This window comes from Nautilia sp. PV-1, from assembly GCF_004006315.1.
GTDB lineage: Bacteria > Campylobacterota > Campylobacteria > Campylobacterales > Nautiliaceae > Nautilia > Nautilia profundicola_A.
Genome location: NZ_CP026530.1, coordinates 1,530,287 through 1,553,555, shown reverse-complemented (window position 1 = coordinate 1,553,555; position 23,269 = coordinate 1,530,287). Strand labels below are relative to the sequence as shown.

The 23,269-nt window shown below is 34.6% G+C and carries 7 protein-coding genes; 6 read left to right on the top strand and 1 reads right to left on the bottom strand.

The features are described from left to right. Positions 1-74: 74 nt before the first annotated feature. Positions 75-1,130: an AraC family transcriptional regulator gene (locus C3L23_RS08130; RefSeq protein WP_127681629.1), complete on the bottom strand. Its 1,056-nt coding sequence runs from the start codon at positions 1,128-1,130 to the stop codon at positions 75-77. A 181-nt stretch (positions 1,131-1,311) separates the two neighbouring features. On the opposite strand from C3L23_RS08130, the gene C3L23_RS08125 reads away from it, so the two are divergent. From C3L23_RS08125 to C3L23_RS08100, 6 genes are all read left to right on the top strand, one after another. After that, positions 1,312-2,784, top strand: coding sequence for a ShlB/FhaC/HecB family hemolysin secretion/activation protein (locus C3L23_RS08125; RefSeq protein ID WP_168175730.1), 1,473 nt, complete (start codon positions 1,312-1,314; stop codon positions 2,782-2,784). A 9-nt stretch (positions 2,785-2,793) separates the two neighbouring features. Continuing rightward, the gene (locus C3L23_RS08120; protein WP_127681625.1) at positions 2,794-14,472 is read left to right on the top strand and encodes a filamentous hemagglutinin N-terminal domain-containing protein; all 11,679 of its coding nucleotides are present in this window, start codon (positions 2,794-2,796) and stop codon (positions 14,470-14,472) included. A gap of 151 nt (positions 14,473-14,623) precedes the next feature. Then, positions 14,624-20,464, top strand: a complete 5,841-nt coding sequence (locus C3L23_RS08115; protein ID WP_127681623.1) for an autotransporter domain-containing protein — start codon at positions 14,624-14,626, stop codon at positions 20,462-20,464. Between the two features lie 5 nt (positions 20,465-20,469). Further along, the gene (locus C3L23_RS08110) at positions 20,470-21,288 is read left to right on the top strand and encodes an alpha/beta hydrolase (RefSeq protein WP_127681621.1); all 819 of its coding nucleotides are present in this window, start codon (positions 20,470-20,472) and stop codon (positions 21,286-21,288) included. A 34-nt stretch (positions 21,289-21,322) separates the two neighbouring features. Further along, positions 21,323-21,940, top strand: coding sequence for a recombination protein RecO (gene recO / locus C3L23_RS08105; protein WP_127681619.1), 618 nt, complete (start codon positions 21,323-21,325; stop codon positions 21,938-21,940). 109 nt (positions 21,941-22,049) lie between these two features. Then, positions 22,050-23,198, top strand: a complete 1,149-nt coding sequence (locus tag C3L23_RS08100) for an NAD(P)/FAD-dependent oxidoreductase (protein ID WP_127681617.1) — start codon at positions 22,050-22,052, stop codon at positions 23,196-23,198. The last annotated feature ends 71 nt before the right edge of the window (positions 23,199-23,269 follow it).

The following is a 23,269-nucleotide window of genomic DNA, read 5'->3' as shown; positions in this document are numbered from 1 at the left end:
TATATTCCTTTAAGAGGTTATTAATCCGATTTTATAATTTGCTAATTATAACATAATTTAGGGGGTGTTAATGATTATATACCGGCTTTAGAAGCTCTAAAATTTGAAGGAGTCATGTTATACCATTTTTTAAATGCCCGGAAAAAAGGGCTGTATTCGGAATAGCCTAAAAGATAAGATATTTCCTCATATGATAAATTTTTGTCCTGTAACATATAAAAAGAAAGTTTTTTTCTTATTAGTTCGGTAAGTTTTTTAAAAGTTGTGTTTTCTTTTTTTAAATGTCTTTTCAGTGTGCTGGGGCTGATATTAAGCCTTTTTGAAATAATTTCGGCGTGATTGTTTCCTTCCGGCATCGTTATGATGATTTCGTTTATTATTTTCTGGGTGTATGATGATCTGGTAAAAAGTTCTTTTTTCATTTGTTGAATATGTTTTAGCATAAATTTATAAGGAGGATATTTTTCTCTGAAATTAGGTATGTAAAAAATACTTTTATCCAAAATAATATAATTTGTGTACTGATTGAAAGACACTTTAACATTCGGAAAAGTTTGTTTATAAAATTCAATATGTTTAGGCTTTTTTCCGTAAAAATTTATCTCTTTAATTGGCAGTACTTCTAAGCCGGTATACTGTCTGATCCAGTTATAGCATATTTTCGCATAGCATTCGCATACGCTGAGAGGAATTATAAATCTAGGTATTATGTCAAAATAAAATATAACCGTATCGCCGATTTCTACATATTTTGTATTAATATTGTTGATAATTAATGATAAATATCTTTTCATAATATCAACTGATTCTCTTAAATTGGATGTATGGATAAAAACTTTACCGATTAAACCAGCTTTTGACAAAGTAAAATAATCAGCAATAACAAGACCGATGTCACTGCGGCCGGATAACTTTTCAATTCCTTTCCATAGTTTATAAGCTTTAATAATGGATACTCTTTCGTTGTCTGATATAGGTTCTATTTTAAAATTAGTGAATTTTTCAAGTTCTTTTTTATCTATATTAATAGTGGGCAGAAGCTCTATTAAAAAATTATAAAACAGTGCTGATAATGTGAAGTTTTTAAATAAAAAATTGGCATCTTTTTTTGCAAAATAACTAAAATTCATGACTTTTTCTTATTGATTTAGTTTTATTAAACGAAAATGAACTCAAATGTCATTCCTTTAATTTTTCTTTTGATATACAATAATAACATAAACGTATACAAAAGATACAGATATGCAAAGTAAAAATAATAACTTGTTGTTAAAATTATTCTTAGTATTAAATATAAGTGTAATTTTTTTATTGGCTTCATCTACTGTCTTTATTCAAAAAATCATATTAAAAGGCGATGTCAGTAAACAGGATTTAATATTGGCAAAACCTCTTTTGTCAAAATATGAAAACCGTAAACTAACATTAAAACAGATAGAAGAATTAAAAGAAAAATTGAACAAACTGTTTAAAAAAAACGGAGAAGTATTTACAAAAGTGCTTCTGCCTCCTCAAAAAATCAAAAACCATGTTTTGGTTATTGAAATAATTAAAGCAAAAATAGGCAGTATTTCAGTATACGGAAACAAATATTATTCTAAAAAATTTATAAAAAGTAATTTAAATATGAAAAAGGGTGATTATTTAGATTATAAAACTTTTATGAAGTCATTATTGCTTCTTAACGAAAATCAGGATCTGCAAGTTAAAGCTTATTTAAAAAAAGGTAAAAAATTCGGAGAAACAAAAGTAAATTTGGACGTAAACGATTCAAGGCCGTTTCACGGAAGTGTTTCATATGACAATCTTGGTTCAAGCAGCACTTCAAAAGACAGAATTTCAGCGGATATTTTATACGGTAATCTGTTTTCGGACGGCGATTTAGTTAATTTTCATACTACGCTTGGTTTAAACAACTGGAGTACTAAATTATATAAAACCACATATACTACAAAACCTTTTGGCAGATATCACACAAGAATAAATATGACATATTTATACGCCAATTATGTAGTAACAGGCACATTTGCAGTTTTGGACATAAAAGGGGATACTAAAATTGCAACATTAGGCATTACGCAGCCTATGCTTTATACCGTTGTTGACAAAGTAAACATGATGCTTAATTTCAATAAAAAAGAATCAAAAAGTTATCTTTTAGGCAGTGTTTCTTCAAAAGACGATATAAAAATTCTTACATTATCCGCTTCTTTAAAACACAGTAAAATTTTTAGTGAAATAAATGCGGTTTTATCCGTATCCAGAGGCTGGGACGGAGATGACGCGGTCGGAAGCAGATTTGAAGAGGACAGAAATTTTTTCAAATATAATCTTAATTCCTCTTATAACTTTTATCTTAATCTGAAAAACAGTTTTTTGTTTGTTTTGAATATGCAGTATTCTAATTACAGGCTTCCTTTATCGGAAATGTTTTCTATAGGCGGTATGAACAGCGTCAGAGGTTACAATCCATCCGTTAAACTCGGGGATTACGGATACAGTACCTCCATCGAATGGTTCTATCATCCTGAAATTAAAAACAAATATTTTAAAAACGGTGTGCAGATAGGTTTTTTTATAGATAATGCAGGAGCATATGTAAACGACCCGATTCCTGGAGAAGAGAAATCTCTTGTTTTAACGGGAGGGGGAGGCGAAATTATTATAAGTATAAAGAAAAGATATTCCTGCAGAATCGGAGTAGGTTATCCGATACATTCTTCTTATGATGTTAACAGCGATAATAAAAGCGTTTACATGATTTTCAATGCGAAATTATGGTAAGGAATTAATATGTTACTAAATAAAAAACAGCGTCTATCAATTGTGGTCAGTATTACTTTATTGTTTATGCCTATGCAGGCTATAGCTTTGCCTACAGGTGCAAGTGTTGCTTCCGGAAGCGTTACTATTAATACAACGCAAAATGAAATGGTTATCAATGCTTCCGATAAAGCTATTATTAATTATAACAGCTTTAATATCGGTGCGAACGAACTGGTAAAATTTGTTCAGCCTAATTCAAACGCAGTTGTGTTAAACAGGGTTGTTTTAGCTAACCCTTCTTCAATTCTCGGAACTTTAAGCGCGAACGGAAATGTGTTCTTAGTTAATCCTGCAGGAATCTTTTTCGGAGCTAATTCGGTAGTTAACGCTAACAGTTTTTTGGCAACTACTCTTAATATTAGCGATGAGGATTTCTTAAAAGGAAATTATCATTTTGAACAGATTAAAAATCTGGCTCCTTCATATATAATACAAAGAGGGATGATAAATGTGTCTCCCGAAGGATTTGTGATTTTAGCAGCTCCTTTTGTAAGCAGCGAAGGGGCTATTATAGCCAAATCAGGTAAAGTGGTAATAGGAGCTACTGATAATTTTTACATTCATTTTGATGCAAACGGATTAATAAATTATACTTATGATAAAAGTACAAGCAGTGATTCTCCTATAATACTGCCTGCCGAAACGGCTGATAACATTATTAATAATATTATAAATACCGGAACCGCTTCAAACGCTATAAAAATGGTAAAAAACGGCGATCAGATAGAACTTGTAGGAGCAGATAACACTGCATTGGTAAGTTCAAATATAAATACAGATGCGGTTGACGGAAAAAGTGCGGGAAGTATTATAGTCGACGGACAAAAACAGGCTTTTGTTTTTGACGGGGCAAAACTTTCTTCAAATGCCGCTGATGTAGGAAACGGCGGTAATATACTTATTTATTCTAATGATTTGACATATTCCGATCATGGTGCTTCATACATCGCTAACGGGGGACTTTTAAACGGTGACGGCGGATTTTTGGAAATAAGTGCGGATAAAAGTGTTATTTTTGGAGGGAGCGAAGTTTCATTATATGCCGTTGACGGTAAAAGAGGAGTGTTTTATATTGATCCGGAAGACGGTATAGAAATTACGGATGATACAGTAAAAGTAGGTGCAGATGCAGTTTGGACTACCGATGGAAGTTTCATAGTAGATAGTGGAGTAACTATTTCTACAAGAGATATAGATGGGGATGACTATGAAAATGCGGAATCACAAGGTAGTTCAGGTAATATAGAAATTAACGCCAACAGTATAATATTAGAAGCAGGCAGTAAACTTTTAAGTTTTGCCGATAACGGATATGCGTCAGGGGACATTACTCTTAATGCGGTAGGAAGTAGCGGAGATGTTGGACTTGAAGCCACTTCTTCCATTAATATAAACGGTGCTACCATTAAAGGCGGAAATATTAATATATCAGCCAGCTCAAGTTCTGCAAATGAATTCACAACAGGAAACGATTTAGTTGATTACGCTCTTGATTTTTTAACTTCATCAGCTGACGATACTCCTCCGCTCGTAAATGTCGGATTGAGTATAGCCCAGTCAAAAGCTACGATAAATATCGGTAGCGGAAGCAATATAGAGGGAAGTTCTGTAAATATACAAAGCAGCGCAAGTTCTACGGCTTCCGTTTCGGTAGCTGCAAGCGGTGTCAGTGTCGGTTACGGTAAAACAACAGCGGATGCGGAAACTATCATACAAAACGGTGCAACAATAATAAGCAGCGGAGATATAAACATAAAAAGCAGTTCAGTTTCAGATAACAGTGTGGAAGCATATACAGAAGAAGCTGAAGACAGCGACGGTGCAAAAATCAATGTAAATTTGGCTTATGCAACTTCTTCGACTACTTCTAAAGCAATAATCGAAGACGGAGCCGATATTGATGCGGGAGGTGTGCTTAATGTTAACGCATATACGGAAAAATCTATGGATGTTTCCGCCGATGACGGGGCAAATGAGGACAGTTCGTTAGGGGCAAGTGTAGCTATAGGCACTTCTGATTCCACTACCCAGGCCAGTGTAGGAGGAAATATAAATGCAGATAATTTAATTATAAATGCACAGACAGACAATGATGTTTTAAAAACAGCGGCATATGCCGGAGCTGAAAATCCATCTGCTGGAGATGTGGTTTCTAATGTTGAGGACGGGCTTTCTGAAAAAATTCAAGACTGGGTGTCTGATAAAATGCCTTCATTTGAATCAGAAATACCGGCAACTGAAGAATCAAGTGACGGCACAACCACTACGTCTTCTCCTTTAGGACTGTCTGCGGCTTTTGCTTATTCTGATCATACCTCAACAACTACGGCGGATATAGCGGCAAATTCCAATGTCAATATTAATCAAGATACTGATATAGAGGCTTTAAATAATTATTTAACATCCGATAACGGTGAAAGCGGAATTAAAACCGTTGCTATGGCGGCCGTTCCAAGCAGTGAGGACAGTACAACAGTATATTCGGCTGCGGGAGCTGTGGCCGTAACTAATTTGGATAATACGGTGAATGCATACGTAGACGACGGTGCAACTCTTAATTCTAAAGGAAATATAGCAGTTTCGGCAAAAACTGAAATGCCTTATCAGATTTCCTGGGACGATGTGACAGATGTATCGGATATTCCAGATAAAGTTAATTCAGCTTTGGATATTACAAAAACGAGTTTCTTTACTACCTGGGCTCAAAGCAGCGCGGCGGGTGAGATGGCCGGAATAGCAGGATCTGTGAATTATTTTCATATGAAAAACGATACTGAAGCTTATTTGGGGGAAAATACACAAATCAATCAGGGACAAAGCGATTACGGTACATTGTCAGTAAACGCTTTAACAAATATTGAAACTATGAACCTTGCAGGTGTAGTGGGACTAACAGACAGCAGCGGAAACGGGCTTGGAGGTTCGTATCTTGATATTCAGTATGATGATACTACAAAAGCGGAAATAAGAGATAATTCAAATATTTTGACAAAACAGCTGTCAGTCGAAGCTAATACTAATACAAAAAATATTTCAATTGCCGCATCAGGAGGAAATGCAGAACAGTATGGAATAGCGGGAAGCGTTTCATATTTGAAAATTAATAACGTTACTCAGGCTAATATAAATAATGCCAATTTAGTTGTAACAGGAGATTCTTCAACTGACGGTATTGACCTGCTCTCCAGTGATTATTCAAAACTTTTCAATGTAACCGGTGGAGTGATGCTATCTACAAGTGTAGGTATAGGAGCATCGGTTTCTATAAATGAAATTGACAGGGATACCGAGGCTAATTTAAACGGTACAGGATTTGACAATACGGGTGTTACTAATATAGGTTCTCTAAACAGCGGTGAAATAGATGCAGTGTCTTTAGCCGGAGCCGTTACTACTACTTTCGGAACTCAAAAACCTCAGGACAGTATGGCGGGGCAATTCGGTATAGGGCTTTCCGGGTCTGTATCTTTAAATAGAATAAATGATACAACAACCGCAGCTATTACAGGTTCAAATAATCAGGCAAATCAGAACAATGCTAATGATATTGATATTGCGGCATCAAACACCAGTAATATAAAAAGTTTTGCAGGTGCCGTAAGCGCCGTTACAGCTATTAAAACATCGGCAGGATTGGCAGGGGCTTATTCTCAAAATGATTTGAATAATAAAACTTCTGCTTCAATTGATTCAAGTACGATATACGCCAAAACTATTAAAATCGATTCATCTTCTAAAGGGGAAATAGATTCATATACCGCAAGCTGCAGTGGTAGCTTAAGTTTAGGTTTAAGCGTGTCTATTGCCGGGTCTGTATCAATAAATAATATTTCGAATGATATCACGGCTGATATTACAAACGGTTCAGACGTTACAGCAGGCGGAAGTGTTAGTCTCTCAGCAGAAGACAGCTCGACTATTAATACCAAAGCAGGAGGAATTGCCATAAGCGGTGCAGGTATAGGTGCTGCATTTTCAAAAAACAGTATAAGTAACGATATTTATGCTTATGTAAGCAATTCAGGAATTACAGCAGATTCTTTAAATATCTCTTCCGTTGAATCCGCAACAATAAATGCTTTATCTGCGTCTTTAGGTATCGGAGCGGAAGGGCTTGCCGTTTCTGCCGCTATTGTTATTAATGATATTGCGGATGACATTGAGGCATATATTAATAACAATTCAAAAACCGTATCGGCAAACGGGGATATAAACATATTGGCAAATGATGGTTCGTCAATAGATACTCAGGCGGGACAGGCCGCTGGTTCTGACGGTGCAGCAATTGGTCTTTCAACTCTTTATAATACAATAAGTAATGAAATTGATGCGTTTATAAGCAATGCTACAGTTAATAACGGTGGTAATATTATCATATCCTCTGTAAGTGACAAATCTATTAGCGCCAAAGCAGCCGGAGCGGCTGTTTCAGGTTCGGCTTCCGCAGCAGGCGCGGTGGTAATCAATACTATTAAAGATACAATGAATAGCTATATTTCATACAGCTCAGTGGTTGCTGAGAATTCAATTTCTATTCTTTCAGAAGAAAAAAATGTTCTAACAGCAATGTCAGGGATTTTATCAGTAGGCGTTGCTTTAGGGGCTGACGGTTCAATTGTGACTAATATTATTGAAAATACAATTAAATCATATATTTTTAGCAGCAGCGTTAAAGCTGACGGAAATGCAGCGGTAGAAACTTTAAAATCAGATTTAAGCGGTGATACAGAAAATATTAACGGTATAGATATATTGGCATCGGCAAGTGAAAAAATAGAGTCTGATGTAGCCAATCTTTCAGGAAGCGGCAGTACAAGTGTTGCGGCAAGCGTTTCGGTTAATCTGCTCAGAGACAGTATAGACAGCTATATAGACTCATCTAATATTAACAGCGATAATGACAATGCAAATGCCCTTCAGCAAGTCCGAGTCCGTGCGGTAAGTTATAATGATATTAAATCTAATATAGGCGGTTTGGCTATAGGAGGAGACGCCGGAATAGGCGCCTCAAGCGATACAAGTATGCTTCAAAACACTCTAAACGCATATATTCAAAACAGTAATGTATATGCCAAAAAAGCAGTTAATGTTAATGCGCAAAGTTTGGAATATTTAAACTCTGTAGTAGTTAGCGGAGGATTCTCAGGAGGGGCGTCTTTAGCAGGTTCTGCTGCAGTGATAAATGTTGATAATCATGTCAACGCTTATATTTTAAATTCTAATGTTAATTCGGAAGGTGATTTGGGAGTTTCCGCTTCTGATACTACAAAACTCGGAACTTTAAACAATGAAACAAAACAAGGTATCCTTGCCGGAGGCACAGGTATTGGACTTGTAGCAGGTGTCGGAGGTTCAGTTGTAGTTACCAGTGTTACTCAAAACACTAATGCTTATGCCCAGGATTCTATCTTAAACGCAAAAGGAATTATGTCAATACTGGCTGATAATTATGCCGATACCATTACATTTGCGGCAACCGGCAGTGTAGGCGCTTTTGCAGGGGCTGCAGGTTCAGTAACAATTAATACAATAGATTCAACGGCAAAAGCATATACATATGCAAGCGGCGCAAATAAAATGTTAATCAATCAGGACGATAATTACAAAACTTCAGTGCAGGATGTCAAAATCCAAAGTAAAAACCATTCATCAATAGATTCTTCACCGGGTGCCGGAAGTGACGGTGCTGTAGGTGTCAGCGGTTCTATAGACGTAGCGACGATTCATAATACCTCTTCTGCAAAATTAGGTGATTATACCCTGTTAAATGCGGGAAGAGATTTTTTAATAAGTGCTGAAGCTTATAAAAGTGTTACTAGTGAAGTGAGTACGCTTTCTGGAAGTTTGGCTGAGGGCGTGTCAGGTTCGGTTTCAATTGCAAATATTAATACGAATATAAACGACGACGCTTTAGATGCTTCTAAAGATACTAAAGATAAAACAGATACGTTAATATCAAAAAGTGATGTAGGTGATCAGATTGGAGATTCCGATACCGCAACAAGCGCAAAAAGTGAAATTGACGCTGAAACTACAAGCTTGAATGTTGATAATGCATTTGATCCGGATTATGTTCCAAACGAAACAACTCAGGCGGCAATTGGAGATAACAGTGTTTTAAATGTCGGAGGGGCAACGTCAGTTGAAACATCTGATACCACTTCTTTAGATTTAATCTCAGGCGGTATATCAGTTTCCGGTGTATTAGGTATAGGAGGAGCTGTCAGTATAGCTAATGTCGGAGCCGATACCAAAGCATATATAGGTAAAAATGTAAATATAAATACAGGGTCATTAAATATTAACAGTAATCTGATTTTGAATAAAAACAGTATTAAAAGTTATGCCGGAGCTGCCGGTTCAGTTGGTCTGGGTGCGGCTGTTTCAGAGTTTAATGTAAATTATACAAATGAAGCTTATACAGACAGCGGTTCTGTTTTGACAATTAGCAAAGGTGATTTTAATATTGCGGCTTCCAGTGATTTGTCATCAAATAGTGTAACTGCTTACGGAGCGGCAATAGGAGCGGCTGCAGCCGGTATAGTAAAAGCTGAATTTATTCAAAAAGGCAGTACAACCGCTATTGTTAAAAGCTCTAAAGTCGATACAACCGGAAATATAAATATAAGCGCGTCAGATAATGAGTACAACTCCAGTTCTCTTGCCCAGGCGGCTGCAGGCGGTATATTAAGCGGGACAGGTTCATTTAGCGATATAGAATTAACTCCTACTCTTATTGCCGGATTTGGTGACGGAGTTATTTCAACAAGCAGTGGAGATACTTCAATTTTATCATCATCTATTGCAACTCTTTCAAGTGAAGCCGACGGTGTTGATGTGTCTTTAGGAGGATTAACTGTAGGACTTTCTAAGGCTGTTGCAACATGGACTCCTACTTTAACAAGTACGGTAGGCTCTGATAATAATATAAAAGCGAATAATTTTTATATGAAAGCTTTTGAAAATACGGATGACAACGGTAATTATTTTACCGACAATACAATTGACGCGAAAGCTTTTTCAGCTGTAGGGGAAAGTTTAGTCGGAGGTACCGGGTCATTGTCTGAAGCAACAAGAAACGCCAATATATTAAGTGTTACCGGTGATAATACGCAAATTTCTACAAATGGAGATATATATATAAATTCAAAAGCTTTTGGTAAAACACAGGCTACAAGCAACGGATTTATGTACAGCGCTTTAGCTGCTGGTGCAACAGAAGCCGTTTCTACAAGCAATGCAAATGTAGGTTCGGTAATTGGAGATGATAATGTATTAAATGCCGGAAGGGATATCAGTATTAATGCATATGCCGGAAATGAAGCATTAAGTAATACTCTCGGAGGTACGGGAGGACTGTTGACTACTACAGGTACGATAGCCACTACTAATATTAATGCTAATATTTATACGAATATTGAAGCCGGAGCAAGTCTTCTTGCAGGTGAAAATATAGGATTAAATGCTTTGAGTTATGTAAATGCTCATGCAGTCGCCAGTATTGTTACAGGATCGGCTGTTACTTATAATCAAACTGAAACAAATGTCAACGTTAATCAAAATGTTGAGGTAAATGTAAAAGAAAATGCAGAATTAAAAGCAAAAACAATCAACATATTAGCAGAAGTTACAAGTTTTGAAGCGAATTCCCATGCTACGTCAGAAACAGTAGCGGCTGATTCTAATTCGGAAGCGTATGCGAATGTTGATGCAACATCTAATACCAATATAAATATTAACAGCGGAGCCACATTAAATGCAGCTTACAAAATAAGTGTAATCAGCAAACAGGATAAAGACAATATCTTTTTATCCAAAACCGATTCCAATGCTACAATTGATGCAGGAGTTACCGGTAGTTTAAGAGCTTATACCGATAATGAAATGCATGTAAATTCCAATGCTAATTTCGAAAGCGGAAGCAAATTAATCACTACCGATCTTTATGTTCAGACTTATGCTCCAGAAAAAGATGCAGATACTTATGTAAATGTTGCTGATACAACCAGTCATACGGTTGTAACATGGGTATTAACACAAACCAAAAAACTTGTAGATGTAGTGTCTAATATTCCTATTATCGGATGGATTGTAAAAAAAGTATGGAAAGTTGTCGATGAATGGGTTCCTCAATTTACAAACAGTACGCAAGTTTCAAAAATGAGCGGTGATTATTACGGCAGTTCTGTTATAAGTATGAATTCGGAAATTTATCAGGAATCTTCAGTTTCACAAGCTCTTAATATTGCTGCCGACGGCACTATTACCGCTCAGGGTGGAGATATTTCAGCACAAACTGACGGAGACAATATAGTTGTTAATGATTTAATTAATCACGATAAAGGACTGATAGAACTTAATTCCAACGGTCAAATAACAGGTACAAGCGATATTTACATTCAAAATGTATATCCTGATGTAACCATTAACAACTATTCGAATAAAAATTTAGAATTAAATAATATTAATGTTGAAAGCGATAATGCAAACGAGCCTAATTTACAAATGTCTTATGTGCCGAGTGAAGATGTTGTTCCGTTTATTCCGGTATATCATTCAATGAGTGTGGACCATAGCGTAAACATTAACAATTACGGTTCAGGAGATGTTGTGTTTAACGGCGTTGTGTCTAATTACGGAGGAGAAACTTCAGTATATAATTCATACGGGAATATTTATTCTAACAGCGGAGCGTTATTACTGTCAAAAAATATTAATATAAACGCAGTAAAAGGTTCAATCGGAAGCAGTGAAAATCCTGTAGAAATTGAACTTCAAAAAAGCGACAGCGATAATCCTTCTATAACTACAAACAGTTTTTATGACACTTATCTTGGATTGAAACTGAGTGAACTTACAGATGTTCCGTTAAATGAAGATTATGTCATAGACGGATTGGATTTAAGCAATATTAAAACCGAAGGAGATCTTTTCTTAACACTTAATCCGGGAGCTACATATTATAAATATTACACATATTCTACCGACCCTGATACAGGAGAACAAATTTCAACTGAGAATATATTACAAACCGCGGCGGAATCAAAATATTATATTGATAATATTACAGCTAACGGCAATATAAATATTAATGCTGAAAAAGGCGTTTCTTTAGTTTTAGACGGTACAATGCAAAGCGGTGTTACAGATCAGACAGTAAATATTTATTCCGATATTGACCCTTACAGTGAGGATGCACGTTATATTGCTTCTTCTGATGACAGTACAGTATATCTTAAAGATATCGTTCAGCCTGGAGGAGCTGTCAATATTAACTTAAACGATGCAACATTTGAAGGCAGCGGAAAAGTCAGTTATGTCAACGGTAATACTCATATTACAGTAAATAACTTTACAAGTAAAAATGTAAATTTACAAGAAATCAATACGAACAGCAATCCGGATAACGGACTATATATCAACGGAGTTAAACAGCAAAGCTACAGTAATATAGAACTTAACGGTATGGGGTATGACAGCGGAAGTGTTGTTGTAAACAGCAATAACGGAGGAGAAGTTCAGTTAAACGGAAATATTGACAATCAAAGTGGAACTACTGAAATAAACGGTAATAACGGTGTTTATAATTTAGGAACTAATTTAATAGATTCTAAAAATATAATTTTAACTATGTTGAACGATACTCCTATAGGAACGCAGGAAAATCCTATTTATACAAACGGTGTTGTAAAAGCTACAACCGGTAACAATATTTATCTGTTTGCTCCGACTCTTTTATCAATAGACTCATTGACAGGTAAAGATTTGTATCTGGTCAGCAACGGGGATATTCAAGGTGATGACGCATCAAGTATGAATATAGCGGGAGACAATGTAATGCTTCAAGCAGCCGGAAGCATTCAGTCAGTATTAAATGAAGCTATAAAAATTTCAGCGGATGTGGTTGCGGCAGTAAGCAGTAACGGCAATATAAATTTACATAACAGCAAAGACACAGTCGTGGGAGCGGTAGGAACATTAAGTGGACTTCAGGCGTCAGGAGATATTACATTCTCAACAGACGGAACGTTTACACAGGCAAAAGGTTCTAATATAGTTTCTGATAACGGAAACGTGGCATTGAATTCCGCAGGAAATATGAATATCGATTATGTTCAGTCACCAAAAGAGATATCTCTTGAATCACAAAACGGCGCAATAACTCAAGACGGAGATGAAGATGTTGATATCGTAGGCGACAGCTTATTAGCAAAAGCCGCAAACGGTATCGGAGATGACGGGGTAAATGAGAAATATCTGGATACAGATGTTAATTATATAGACGCATATAACAGTGCGGCTAACAATATCGATATCAGAAACGACAAATCAATTACAGCTTCGGATATAGACGGAGACGGTTATGCTCTTTACAATAAAAACGGAGATATTAACATTTTAACCGACGGCGCGTTCACTCAGCAAAGTGCTACAAAAATATCAGGTCAGGATGTGACTATAAATGCCAAAGACGATATCTTATTGTCTGACCTTCAAAGTAAAAACGCATATATTACTACGTTAAACGGTGCAATATCAGGTGATGACGCATCAAGTATGAATATAGCGGGAGACAATGTAATGCTTCAGGCAGCCGGAAGCATTCAGTCAGTATTAAATGAAGCTATAAAAATTTCAGCGGATGTGGTTGCGGCAGTAAGCAGTAACGGCAATATAAATTTACATAACAGCAAAGACACAGTTGTAGGAGCGGTAGGAACATTAAGTGGACTTCAGGCGTCAGGAGATATTACATTCTCAACAGACGGAACGTTTACACAGGCAAAAGGTTCTAATATAGTTTCTGATAACGGAAACGTGGCATTGAATTCCGCAGGAAATATGAATATCGATTATGTTCAGTCACCAAAAGAGATATCTCTTGAATCACAAAATGGCGCAATAACTCAAGACGGAGATGAAGATGTTGATATCGTAGGCGACAGCTTATTAGCAAAAGCCGCAAACGGTATCGGAGATGACGGGGTAAATGAGAAATATCTGGATACAGATGTTAATTATATAGACGCATATAACAGTGCGGCTAACAATATCGATATCAGAAACGACAAATCAATTACAGCTTCGGATATAGACGGAGACGGTTATGCTCTTTACAATAAAAACGGAGATATTAACATTTTAACCGACGGCGCGTTCACTCAGCAAAGCGGCAGTGAAATTTTGGGAGCAAATACTTATATCGATGCTAAAGACGATGTTCTTGTATCTTATATAGAAACTAAAAATGCATATATAACTTCCGAAGATGGAAATATTTTCCCTAATGAAAAACTGCCTTATAATATTGTAGCTTCAAACGATGTGCTTTTAACTGCATTAAACGGTATTATTGGTGCTCCTGATACACCTTTAAATGTGTTATCAGGAGGAGAAGTCAATGTTGCCGCATTAGAATCAAAAAATTTATTGTCAGCTTATTTGATTAGTAATTTATTGCCGTCCGATTCGTTTATAAATTTGGATTTAATTGTATTTAACAACAGAGTTATAAGCGGTACTCTTATAGATATGTATAACAGTACTCTGTTCTCTGTTTATCATAAATTGCAAAACACAACTAATCCTAATGCTGACGTAAAACAGAAAAAAGAAAATATTATTAATACAGAAGGAAAAATTTAATTATATTAATTTTTCTTTCACTCTTTTTTTTACTTCAAAAAGTTACTGCAAATAAAAAATAAACTAATTCAATTTTGAGCTGAAATGTCATGGCATCAATTTGTTTATTTTATTAAAATAGAATTAAAACTTTATAAAAAAAAGGTTAACTATGAACGTCGGAAAAAAAATCTTTTTATTAAGTATAGTTGCATGTATAGCATTGGCTAATCAGACAATAGATTCTTCAACTACATCTCAAATAACAAGTGCAGGAGATGAAAATATAACAGTGACTAATACAGGAAGTATTACTACTAGTGTAAGTAGTATTGATGTTTCTGACACACTGTTAAGTGGATATGTAATATCCAATGACGGAAATATTACAAGCGATCGTATTGGTATATATCTGGAAAAAGACAATAATGGAACTGTAATCAATGATACAGACGGAAAAATTAATTCATCGCAAATTTCAATAGGAGTGTATGAAAATAATTATGGTGAAATTATTAATAAAGGCTCATTGGTTGATATGGTAGATTCAGGTATTGTTGTTGGAGGATACAATGAAGGTACAATACTTAATGATGTAGGTGCCGTTATAACATCAAAAAAAACTGCAATAACAACAGGAAGTAATAATCAGTTTATAACTAATAAAGGAACTTTAAATAGTATATCCGGTAACGGAATAGTGAATTTTGATACTTACGGAGTTATAGATAATTATACGGGTGGTGAAATTGATGCAAATTTAAGTGCTGTTTATGTTATAGGCAGTGTTTTTGGAGGAATTCAAAATGATGGTGTAATAAACAGTGATGAGGGAAGCGGTATAGAAATTACACAAGATAATAATGGGACTATTATTAATTATAAAGACATAAACTCAAAAAAATCTTCAATATTAGTATATGATAATGAAAATAATATAACAAATAACGGAACGCTTACAAGCAGTGATGGTAGCGGAATATCAGCAATGATTAATAATGGTGTTATAGTAAATGATACGGATGGACAAATTAATTCTAGCGAAAGTTCTATTAAAGTATCAAATAACGGAGGGGGTATTACTAATAACGGAACTATTTCAAGTACAAATGCTTATGGTATAGAAGTGACTAGTAATAGTGGAAACATTATTAACAACGGTTCAATAAATGCAGCTGCATTAGGCGCAATATATGTGAATAATAATAGCGGTAGTGTTATAAATAGCAATGAAATAATTAATAATGACGGAATAATAGTTCAAACAAATAACGGCACTGTTTCAAATGATGGAACAATGTCTACTTCTAATAGTGCAATATTGGTATCAGATAATTACGGTTATTTGTTAAACGACTGGGGAGCAACCATATCAAGTGGTAAATTTTCTTTAGAAGTTAATGGTACAAATTACAGTCTTGTTGAAAATCGTGGACAAATAACAGGTGGCTACGGGGGGATATTTGTTCAAAATAATAATAATCTAATATCTAATATTGCTTATATTTATTCCGGATTGGGTATACAAGTTGTTACTAATAACGGAGTTATACAAAACACTAATAAAATGGTTGATCGTTCAAGTTACGGTATATTAGTGACAGATAATGAAAACAGTGTTGTTAATAACGGATATATGTATGCGCCTACTGCAATAAATATAAGTACCAATAACGGATCAGTATTAAATGATAATGACGGGAATATTACTGCAGTCAATGTATCAATGTTAATATCAGATAATGAAAACAGTATTTTAAATAAAGGTTATATGTCAGGAGGTGACAGTGCGATAAAAGTGACTAATAATAATGGTTTAATAGAAAACAACGGTACTATTACCAATAGTAGTAACGCTATTAATGTAATAAATAATAACAGTAATATAATTAATAATGCTTCAATAAGCGGAAATATTGGAATTTACATAAATACGAACAATGGAACAGTTTTAAATAATAGTGGGGGAAATATAAACACGACTTCGACTTCAATACACATTGAAAGTGATAATTTAGGTGTAATTGAGAATTATGGATCAATAAGTAATGAAAATGATAACGGTATTGAAATTTATGGAAATAATGAAGGAAATATTACTAACGACGGTAATATAAATGCTAATCATTATGGTGTTTATTTACAGCATGACAATAATGGTAATATTATAAATACAAGCAGTATGACGGCAGCAATTGATATATTTTTAAGCGGAAATAATAACGGGCTTATTTTGAATGATAGTAATGGCAATATTAATACTACGTCTACAGCTGTACACTTAGAGGGTAATAATGTCGGAAGTTTGATTAATAACGGGTTAATTACTAGTACCGGCGGTAACGGGATGGAAGCATATGGCGATAATATCGGATTGATTTCAAATAATGGAACAATTGATGTTCAATATTATGGGATATATGTACAAAATGATAATAATAATACTATTACAAATAATAGTGTTATTAACAGCAACGACACTTCAGGCAGCAGCAGAGGTATTGTAATAAATGGAAGCAATAACGGTTTAATTCAAAATGATGGTAACGTAACTACAAATGATATTGGAATATATGTAAATAATAATGTGGGAACAATAACTAATTTAAAAAATATAAATTCAAATACAGGTATGTCAGTAAACACAAATAACGGAACAGTTCTAAACGACACAGATGGGAATATTACTTCAAATAACGATGCGATATATGTATCAGATAACGAAAACACTGTTTTAAACAACGGATATCTTTCAGGAAGTAACGGTATAAATGTAACAGACAACAACGGGACAGTTGAAAACAACGCAACCATAGCCCAAAGTACTAACGGAATAAATGTTGAAAACAACAATAATACAGTAGTAAACAACGGAACTATTGATTCTTCAAACAATATTGGAATTAATGTAACTAATAATAACAACAGTGTTGTCAACAACAGCGAAATCAGCTCAGTAGTCGGTATAAATGCGGAAAACAACTATAAAGTTATTAAAAACTACGGCAATATTACTTCCGATACCGGTATAAGCGTAACAACAAATAACGGTTCTATTTCTAATAATAGAGATGCGACAATAAGTACTGTTAAAAGTGCAATAGAAGTGGCTGATAATGAAGGTTATATTTCAAACTATTATGGCGGGACAATGTCCAGCTCTGATAGTTCTGTAATTAATGTAACTGATAATAATGGTGAAATTGATAATGTTGGTAATTTATTAGGTTCAACAAATAATTCTGTAATTAACGTAGTAAATAATAATGGAAAAATTAATAATTATTATTATATTTACAATGGAGACATAGGAATAAACGTAACAAATAACGACGGTAATATTACGAACTATTATAATCTTTCTTCGGATGTGGGTATACAAGTTGAAATGAATAAAGGAATGATAACAAACGGATCAGATGATTCAACAAATGCGCAAATAATAACGTCAAAAACTTCTATACAAGTAGCTGATAATGAAGGTTATATAACAAACTATGGAGTTATCGAAAGTTCTAATGATTATGATATTAATGTTACAGACAATAACGGTACTATCGCAAATAAAGGAACGTTAGAAGTAAGTGTCGGCGGTATTTATGTGACAAATAATAATAATACTGTTTTAAATAACGGTACAATTAATACTACAACAGGAATAAACGTACAAAACAATTTTGCTGATGTTATAAATCAAAATATAATATCTTCCGATTCTCATACGGGAATATTGGTAACAACTAATAATGCATCAATTATAAATGACATAAGCGGAAATATTGATTCAACAATTAGCGGAATAGAAGTTTCTGACAATGAAGGAAATATAACAAATAATGGAACTTTATCCAGTTCAAGTGAATATGGTATTAATGTAAATGATAACAATGCTGAAATTACGAATAACGGCAATATAAACAGCGGTACGGGAATTTTTGTAAACAATAATAATAAAAATATAACAAATGATGGTTTTATTTCGTCTAATACCGGTATTATGGCAACTACTAATAATGGATTTGTTATTAATGAAACGGATGGAAATATAACTTCTATGAATAGTGGAATTTATATAATAAATAATGAGAATACAATCACAAACAACGGATATATTTCAAGTACGGACAGCGGTATAAAAGTAAAAGACAACAATGCAACGGTTGAAAATAACGCCCTTATAACCGGAAGCGGAAAAGGTATAAACGTAGAAAACAACTATGCAAATGTAACAAACAACAATCTTATAACATCCAACACGGGTATATCAGTAACAACAAACACCGGAACCGTATTAAACGATACAGAAGGGAATATTACAGCACAAACAGGTATATATATAGGAGGGAGTGAAGCCGGAACAGTAATAAACAACGGAACAATAACAGCTGAATATACATTCCAGGCTCCTACTGCCACATCAGGGACATTTACCAATAACGGAACAGTTAAAGGTGATATAGACGCAAAAGGCGTGGATGTAATAAACAACGGAGATTTAAAACTAAGTATTTCCAATACCGTATATTCAAAAACATACACCCAAAATGCACAAGGAATACTTGATCTGGACATAGAAGTAAACAATACAACCCTTTCAGCACAGACGCCGTATATCCAGACAAGCGGAGACATAACATTTAAAGAAGGCTCAACCATAAAAGTTAATTTTGTAAATACAACTGATGACACTATAGGAAAATGGTTTGATTCTTTAAGCGATTCTTCCCAACTTAGATACAAAGAGTTTAACAACTCAGAAGGTCTTATAGCTGAAACAACAGACGGGAATATCAGTACAGACATATATTCTTTGAACTTTGTAGATAACAGTGCACTTTTAGCTTTTTCGGCAGAAAACAACGGGACAGCAATGAACCTTATCGTAAGAAAAGCTGATGAAGGGCTTGAAACACTTGTAAACAATACCGGAGATACATATGTGATTGGTACGGCAAAAGCATTAGATACAATATTCAATCAGCCTAAAATAAACGCAGATATAGACGGATTTTTAACAACACTTGATTCAAGAAGCAGTGATGAAGACAAAGTAAATGACTTGGCTGAAGCTACACCGGTTAATACATTGACGACTTCTGTTGCAGCATTAAGAATGAGCAATATGATAAATTCAATAATAGGTGCTAGACAAAGAGGATTAAACTCAGGTAATAAAGTGTTTAAAGACAGAAATTTATGGATAAAACCTTATTATACATATACAACACAAAGCAATAAAGACGGTTACAAAGGTTTTAGCGCACATACACACGGATTTGTATTGGGAATTGACGGGGAGTATTCGGATTCTAAAAGATTAGGGTTGGCGTTTGCTTATTCTAAAAGCGATGTGAATACTAATGATCTGCCTCAGTCAAGTGATTTAGACGGATATACATTTATTATGTACGGTTCAAAACCGGTAGTTAATTATCAAAGTATGCTTTCTTATCAGATAGGTATCGGAGTACAGAAAGTAAATACAAGCAGATATATTAGTGCAATAGGGCAGACTGCATCAGGATCATATAACGCAAAACTGTTTTATTTACAGACTGTAATGAATAAAAATATGCAGATTAAAGACCAGCTTACATTTATTCCAAAAATAAAATTTGCATATAAATATTACCATACCCCAAGTTACAGTGAAACTGGAGCCGGAGGACTGAATTTAAATGTATCAGGATATAATACTGAAGAAATGATATTAGGCACAGGCGGATTACTGTCATATAAATTAAATCTTTCAACCGATTTTGAAGCATATGCGAATATTGATTATAATTTTAAAAATGACAGACAGACAGTATCGGCAAGTTTCCAGGGTGCAAACGATGTTGTGTTTGATACTGACGGAATAAAAAACAGTGCGGCAACATTTAACGGAGGAATGAGTGTTGACAAAAAACTTCAACACAACACATCCTTTAGTTTCGGATTTAATATAGACAGAAAAACAAGCGGATTTACAAGCAGAAGCGTATTTGCAAAATATAATATGAAATTTTAATTAAAATGAGAAAATTAATATATTTTTTAATATATTTTTTCATTTTTTTATTTCTTATAGGGTGCGGATATAATATTCCTTCCCCTTCCCAAAGACTTGCGAAAGCAGATAAACTTGCAGGCAATAAATTTAAAAAACATATTTTCAATACAAAAGAATTTAAGATTTTTTCTTATGAAGGTAACCTGAAAGGATGTAAGAAAGTATATGTTTATATAGAAGGAGACGGTCTTTCATGGATTACGTCTGATTTAATTTCTTCAAATCCCACTCCTTTAAATCCGGAAGGTTTAAAACTGGCTTTAAACGACCGTCATAAATGTGTTGTATACCTGGCAAGGCCTTGTCAATACGTAAATGATAAACAATGTAATTACAAATACTGGACTGATTGCAGGTTTTCCAAAAAAGTAATATCAAGTTATCAGGATGTTTTAAATCAGCTAAAAAACAAATATGATATAAAATCTTTTGTATTAATCGGATATTCAGGAGGAGGAGCGGTTGCCGCCCTTATAAGCTCTTTTAGAAACGATGTTTCAATGCTTGTTACCGTTGCGGGCAATCTTGATACAAAAAAATGGTGTGAAATACATCATTTAACTCCGTTAACGTGCTCTTTAAACCCGGCTGATTTTACTGATAAACTGGAGAATATAAAACAGCTTCATTTAATAGGCGGAAGCGATAACAATATTAATAAAGCAGTGTTTTTTTCATATTACGATAAATTTAAAAATAAAAAAAACATAAAATATTTAATTATAAAAAATTATAAACACAGCAGCGACTGGAGCAAAATACTCTTACACGTTAAATATTGAATTATTATATAATTCACAAAAACTAGGAAGTGAATTGAAGGGTTTTATATTAAGCACTGTAAGAGTCAGGGATGAAGATTTAATTGTCAGAATTTTGACAAAAAACGAAGTGTTGAGTCTTTACAGATTTTACGGGGCCAGACATTCATATATAAATGTCGGGTATTTAATTGATTTTCATGTGGAAGAAACCTCCAAAACCACTATACAACGATTAAGACACGTTACTCAGATACCTTTTAAATTTCTTTTTGATATGAATAAAACGATTTTTTTCAAAAGATATATACAGCTGTTAAACAGGCATTTCACAGATGTGAGCAAAGTAGACGAATTTTATTATAATTCACTATATGAACTGTGTGAGAATTTACATCAAAGAGATGTAAAAAGAGCAGTTATAGAACATTATATAAATCTGTTAGATAAAGAAGGAAGGCTTCATAACGATTTTATCTGTTTTTTATGTGAAAATAAAATCAATGAAAAAGTAGCCCTTGCAAGAAGCTATCTGCCGGCTCATGAGAAATGTATCATGAGTAACGGGTTTGAAAGGGAAAAAATAGAGCTTCTTTTTGATGAAAAAAAGACGCTTCTTTTCAGTGATGAAGAGATTGAAAAACTGTGGCAGATTTTGGAGCTTGGGATATGATGAATTAGTGAGTGGGTAAGTAGGTAAGTTGTGAAGGATATAAGAGGGAAGAAAAAACCTTAACAACTTATCTGCTTATCAACTTCACAACTTAATTAAAAGGAGCATAATGAAAGTACTTGTTGTAGGTGCGGGAATAATCGGAATGACGCTGGCATATGAATGGATAAATAAAAATCCTGACGACGAAATAACGATTATAGACAAAGAGCCTCACGAGGCTTTTCACGCAAGCGGTAAAAATAGCGGGGTTTTACATGCCGGATTTTATTATTCCAGCGATTCTTTGAAAGCGAAACTGACTGCCGAAGGCAACAGGCTTATGAAAGAATTTTGCTATTCAAACGGTATCGGTGTCAATGAAACGGGCAAGCTGGTAGTCGCTAAAAACGAAGATGAAATCAAAACACTTCACGAACTTGCAAAAAGAAGCATTGCCAATAACGCGGGAGCGTATTTAATTACCGAAAAAGAAGCCGAAAAAATAGACCCGAACGCCAAAACATACAAATTTGCCCTTTATTCTCCAAATACCGCTACGGTAAATCCCAGGGAAGTATGCTCGGTATTAAAACGAAAGCTTGAAGAAAAAGGTGTGAAATTCGTATTTAATACGCCTTATGAAAAATATAATCAAAGCTATGATTTTTTAATAAACGCCGCAGGTCTTTACGCCGATAAAATAGCCCATCAAAACGGAGTGGGGCTTGAATATACGATGCTGCCGTTTAAAGGCTTATACAGAAAATATCTCGGAAGCGACAGGATAAAAACGCAGATTTATCCCGTGCCTAACATTAAAAATCCGTTTTTGGGAGTCCATTTCACGCTTATGGCGGATAACACCATTAAAATAGGGCCTACGGCGATACCTGCGTTTTGGAGGGAAAACTATACAATGACGAGCAGGTTTAGTTTCAGAGAAATGATAGAAATTTTATCTCTTGAAGCAAAACTGTTTATTAAAAATTCATTCGGTTTCAGAGATCTGGCGCTGTATGAGATGAGATACTATATCCCAAGCAACCTTATAAACGAAGCTAAAAAGCTGGTTAAAAATTTAAGAGGCGAATTTAAACCTATGACATCGGGAATCAGGGCGCAGCTGCTTAACAAAAACACAAACGAGCTTGTTATGGACTTTCTGGTTGAGAGAAAAGAAAACCAGATTCATATATTAAACGCCGTAAGTCCTGCTTTTACAGCGAGCTTTGCGTTTGCTAAATATGTGCTTGAAGAATTGATAATGGAGAATTGAGAATGAAGAATGGAAAAATGTAGTTTCAGAAAAATTGCAAATTTTTTGGGCACAGAGAGTGTATGGCAGAA

Coding starts and splice junctions, on each gene's coding strand:
- C3L23_RS08130 (WP_127681629.1), bottom strand. CDS start 1,130: ATGAATTTTAGTTATTTTGCAAAAAAAGATGCCAATTTTTTATTTAAA.
- C3L23_RS08120 (WP_127681625.1), top strand. CDS start 2,794: ATGTTACTAAATAAAAAACAGCGTCTATCAATTGTGGTCAGTATTACT.
- C3L23_RS08115 (WP_127681623.1), top strand. CDS start 14,624: ATGAACGTCGGAAAAAAAATCTTTTTATTAAGTATAGTTGCATGTATA.
- C3L23_RS08110 (WP_127681621.1), top strand. CDS start 20,470: ATGAGAAAATTAATATATTTTTTAATATATTTTTTCATTTTTTTATTT.
- C3L23_RS08100 (WP_127681617.1), top strand. CDS start 22,050: ATGAAAGTACTTGTTGTAGGTGCGGGAATAATCGGAATGACGCTGGCA.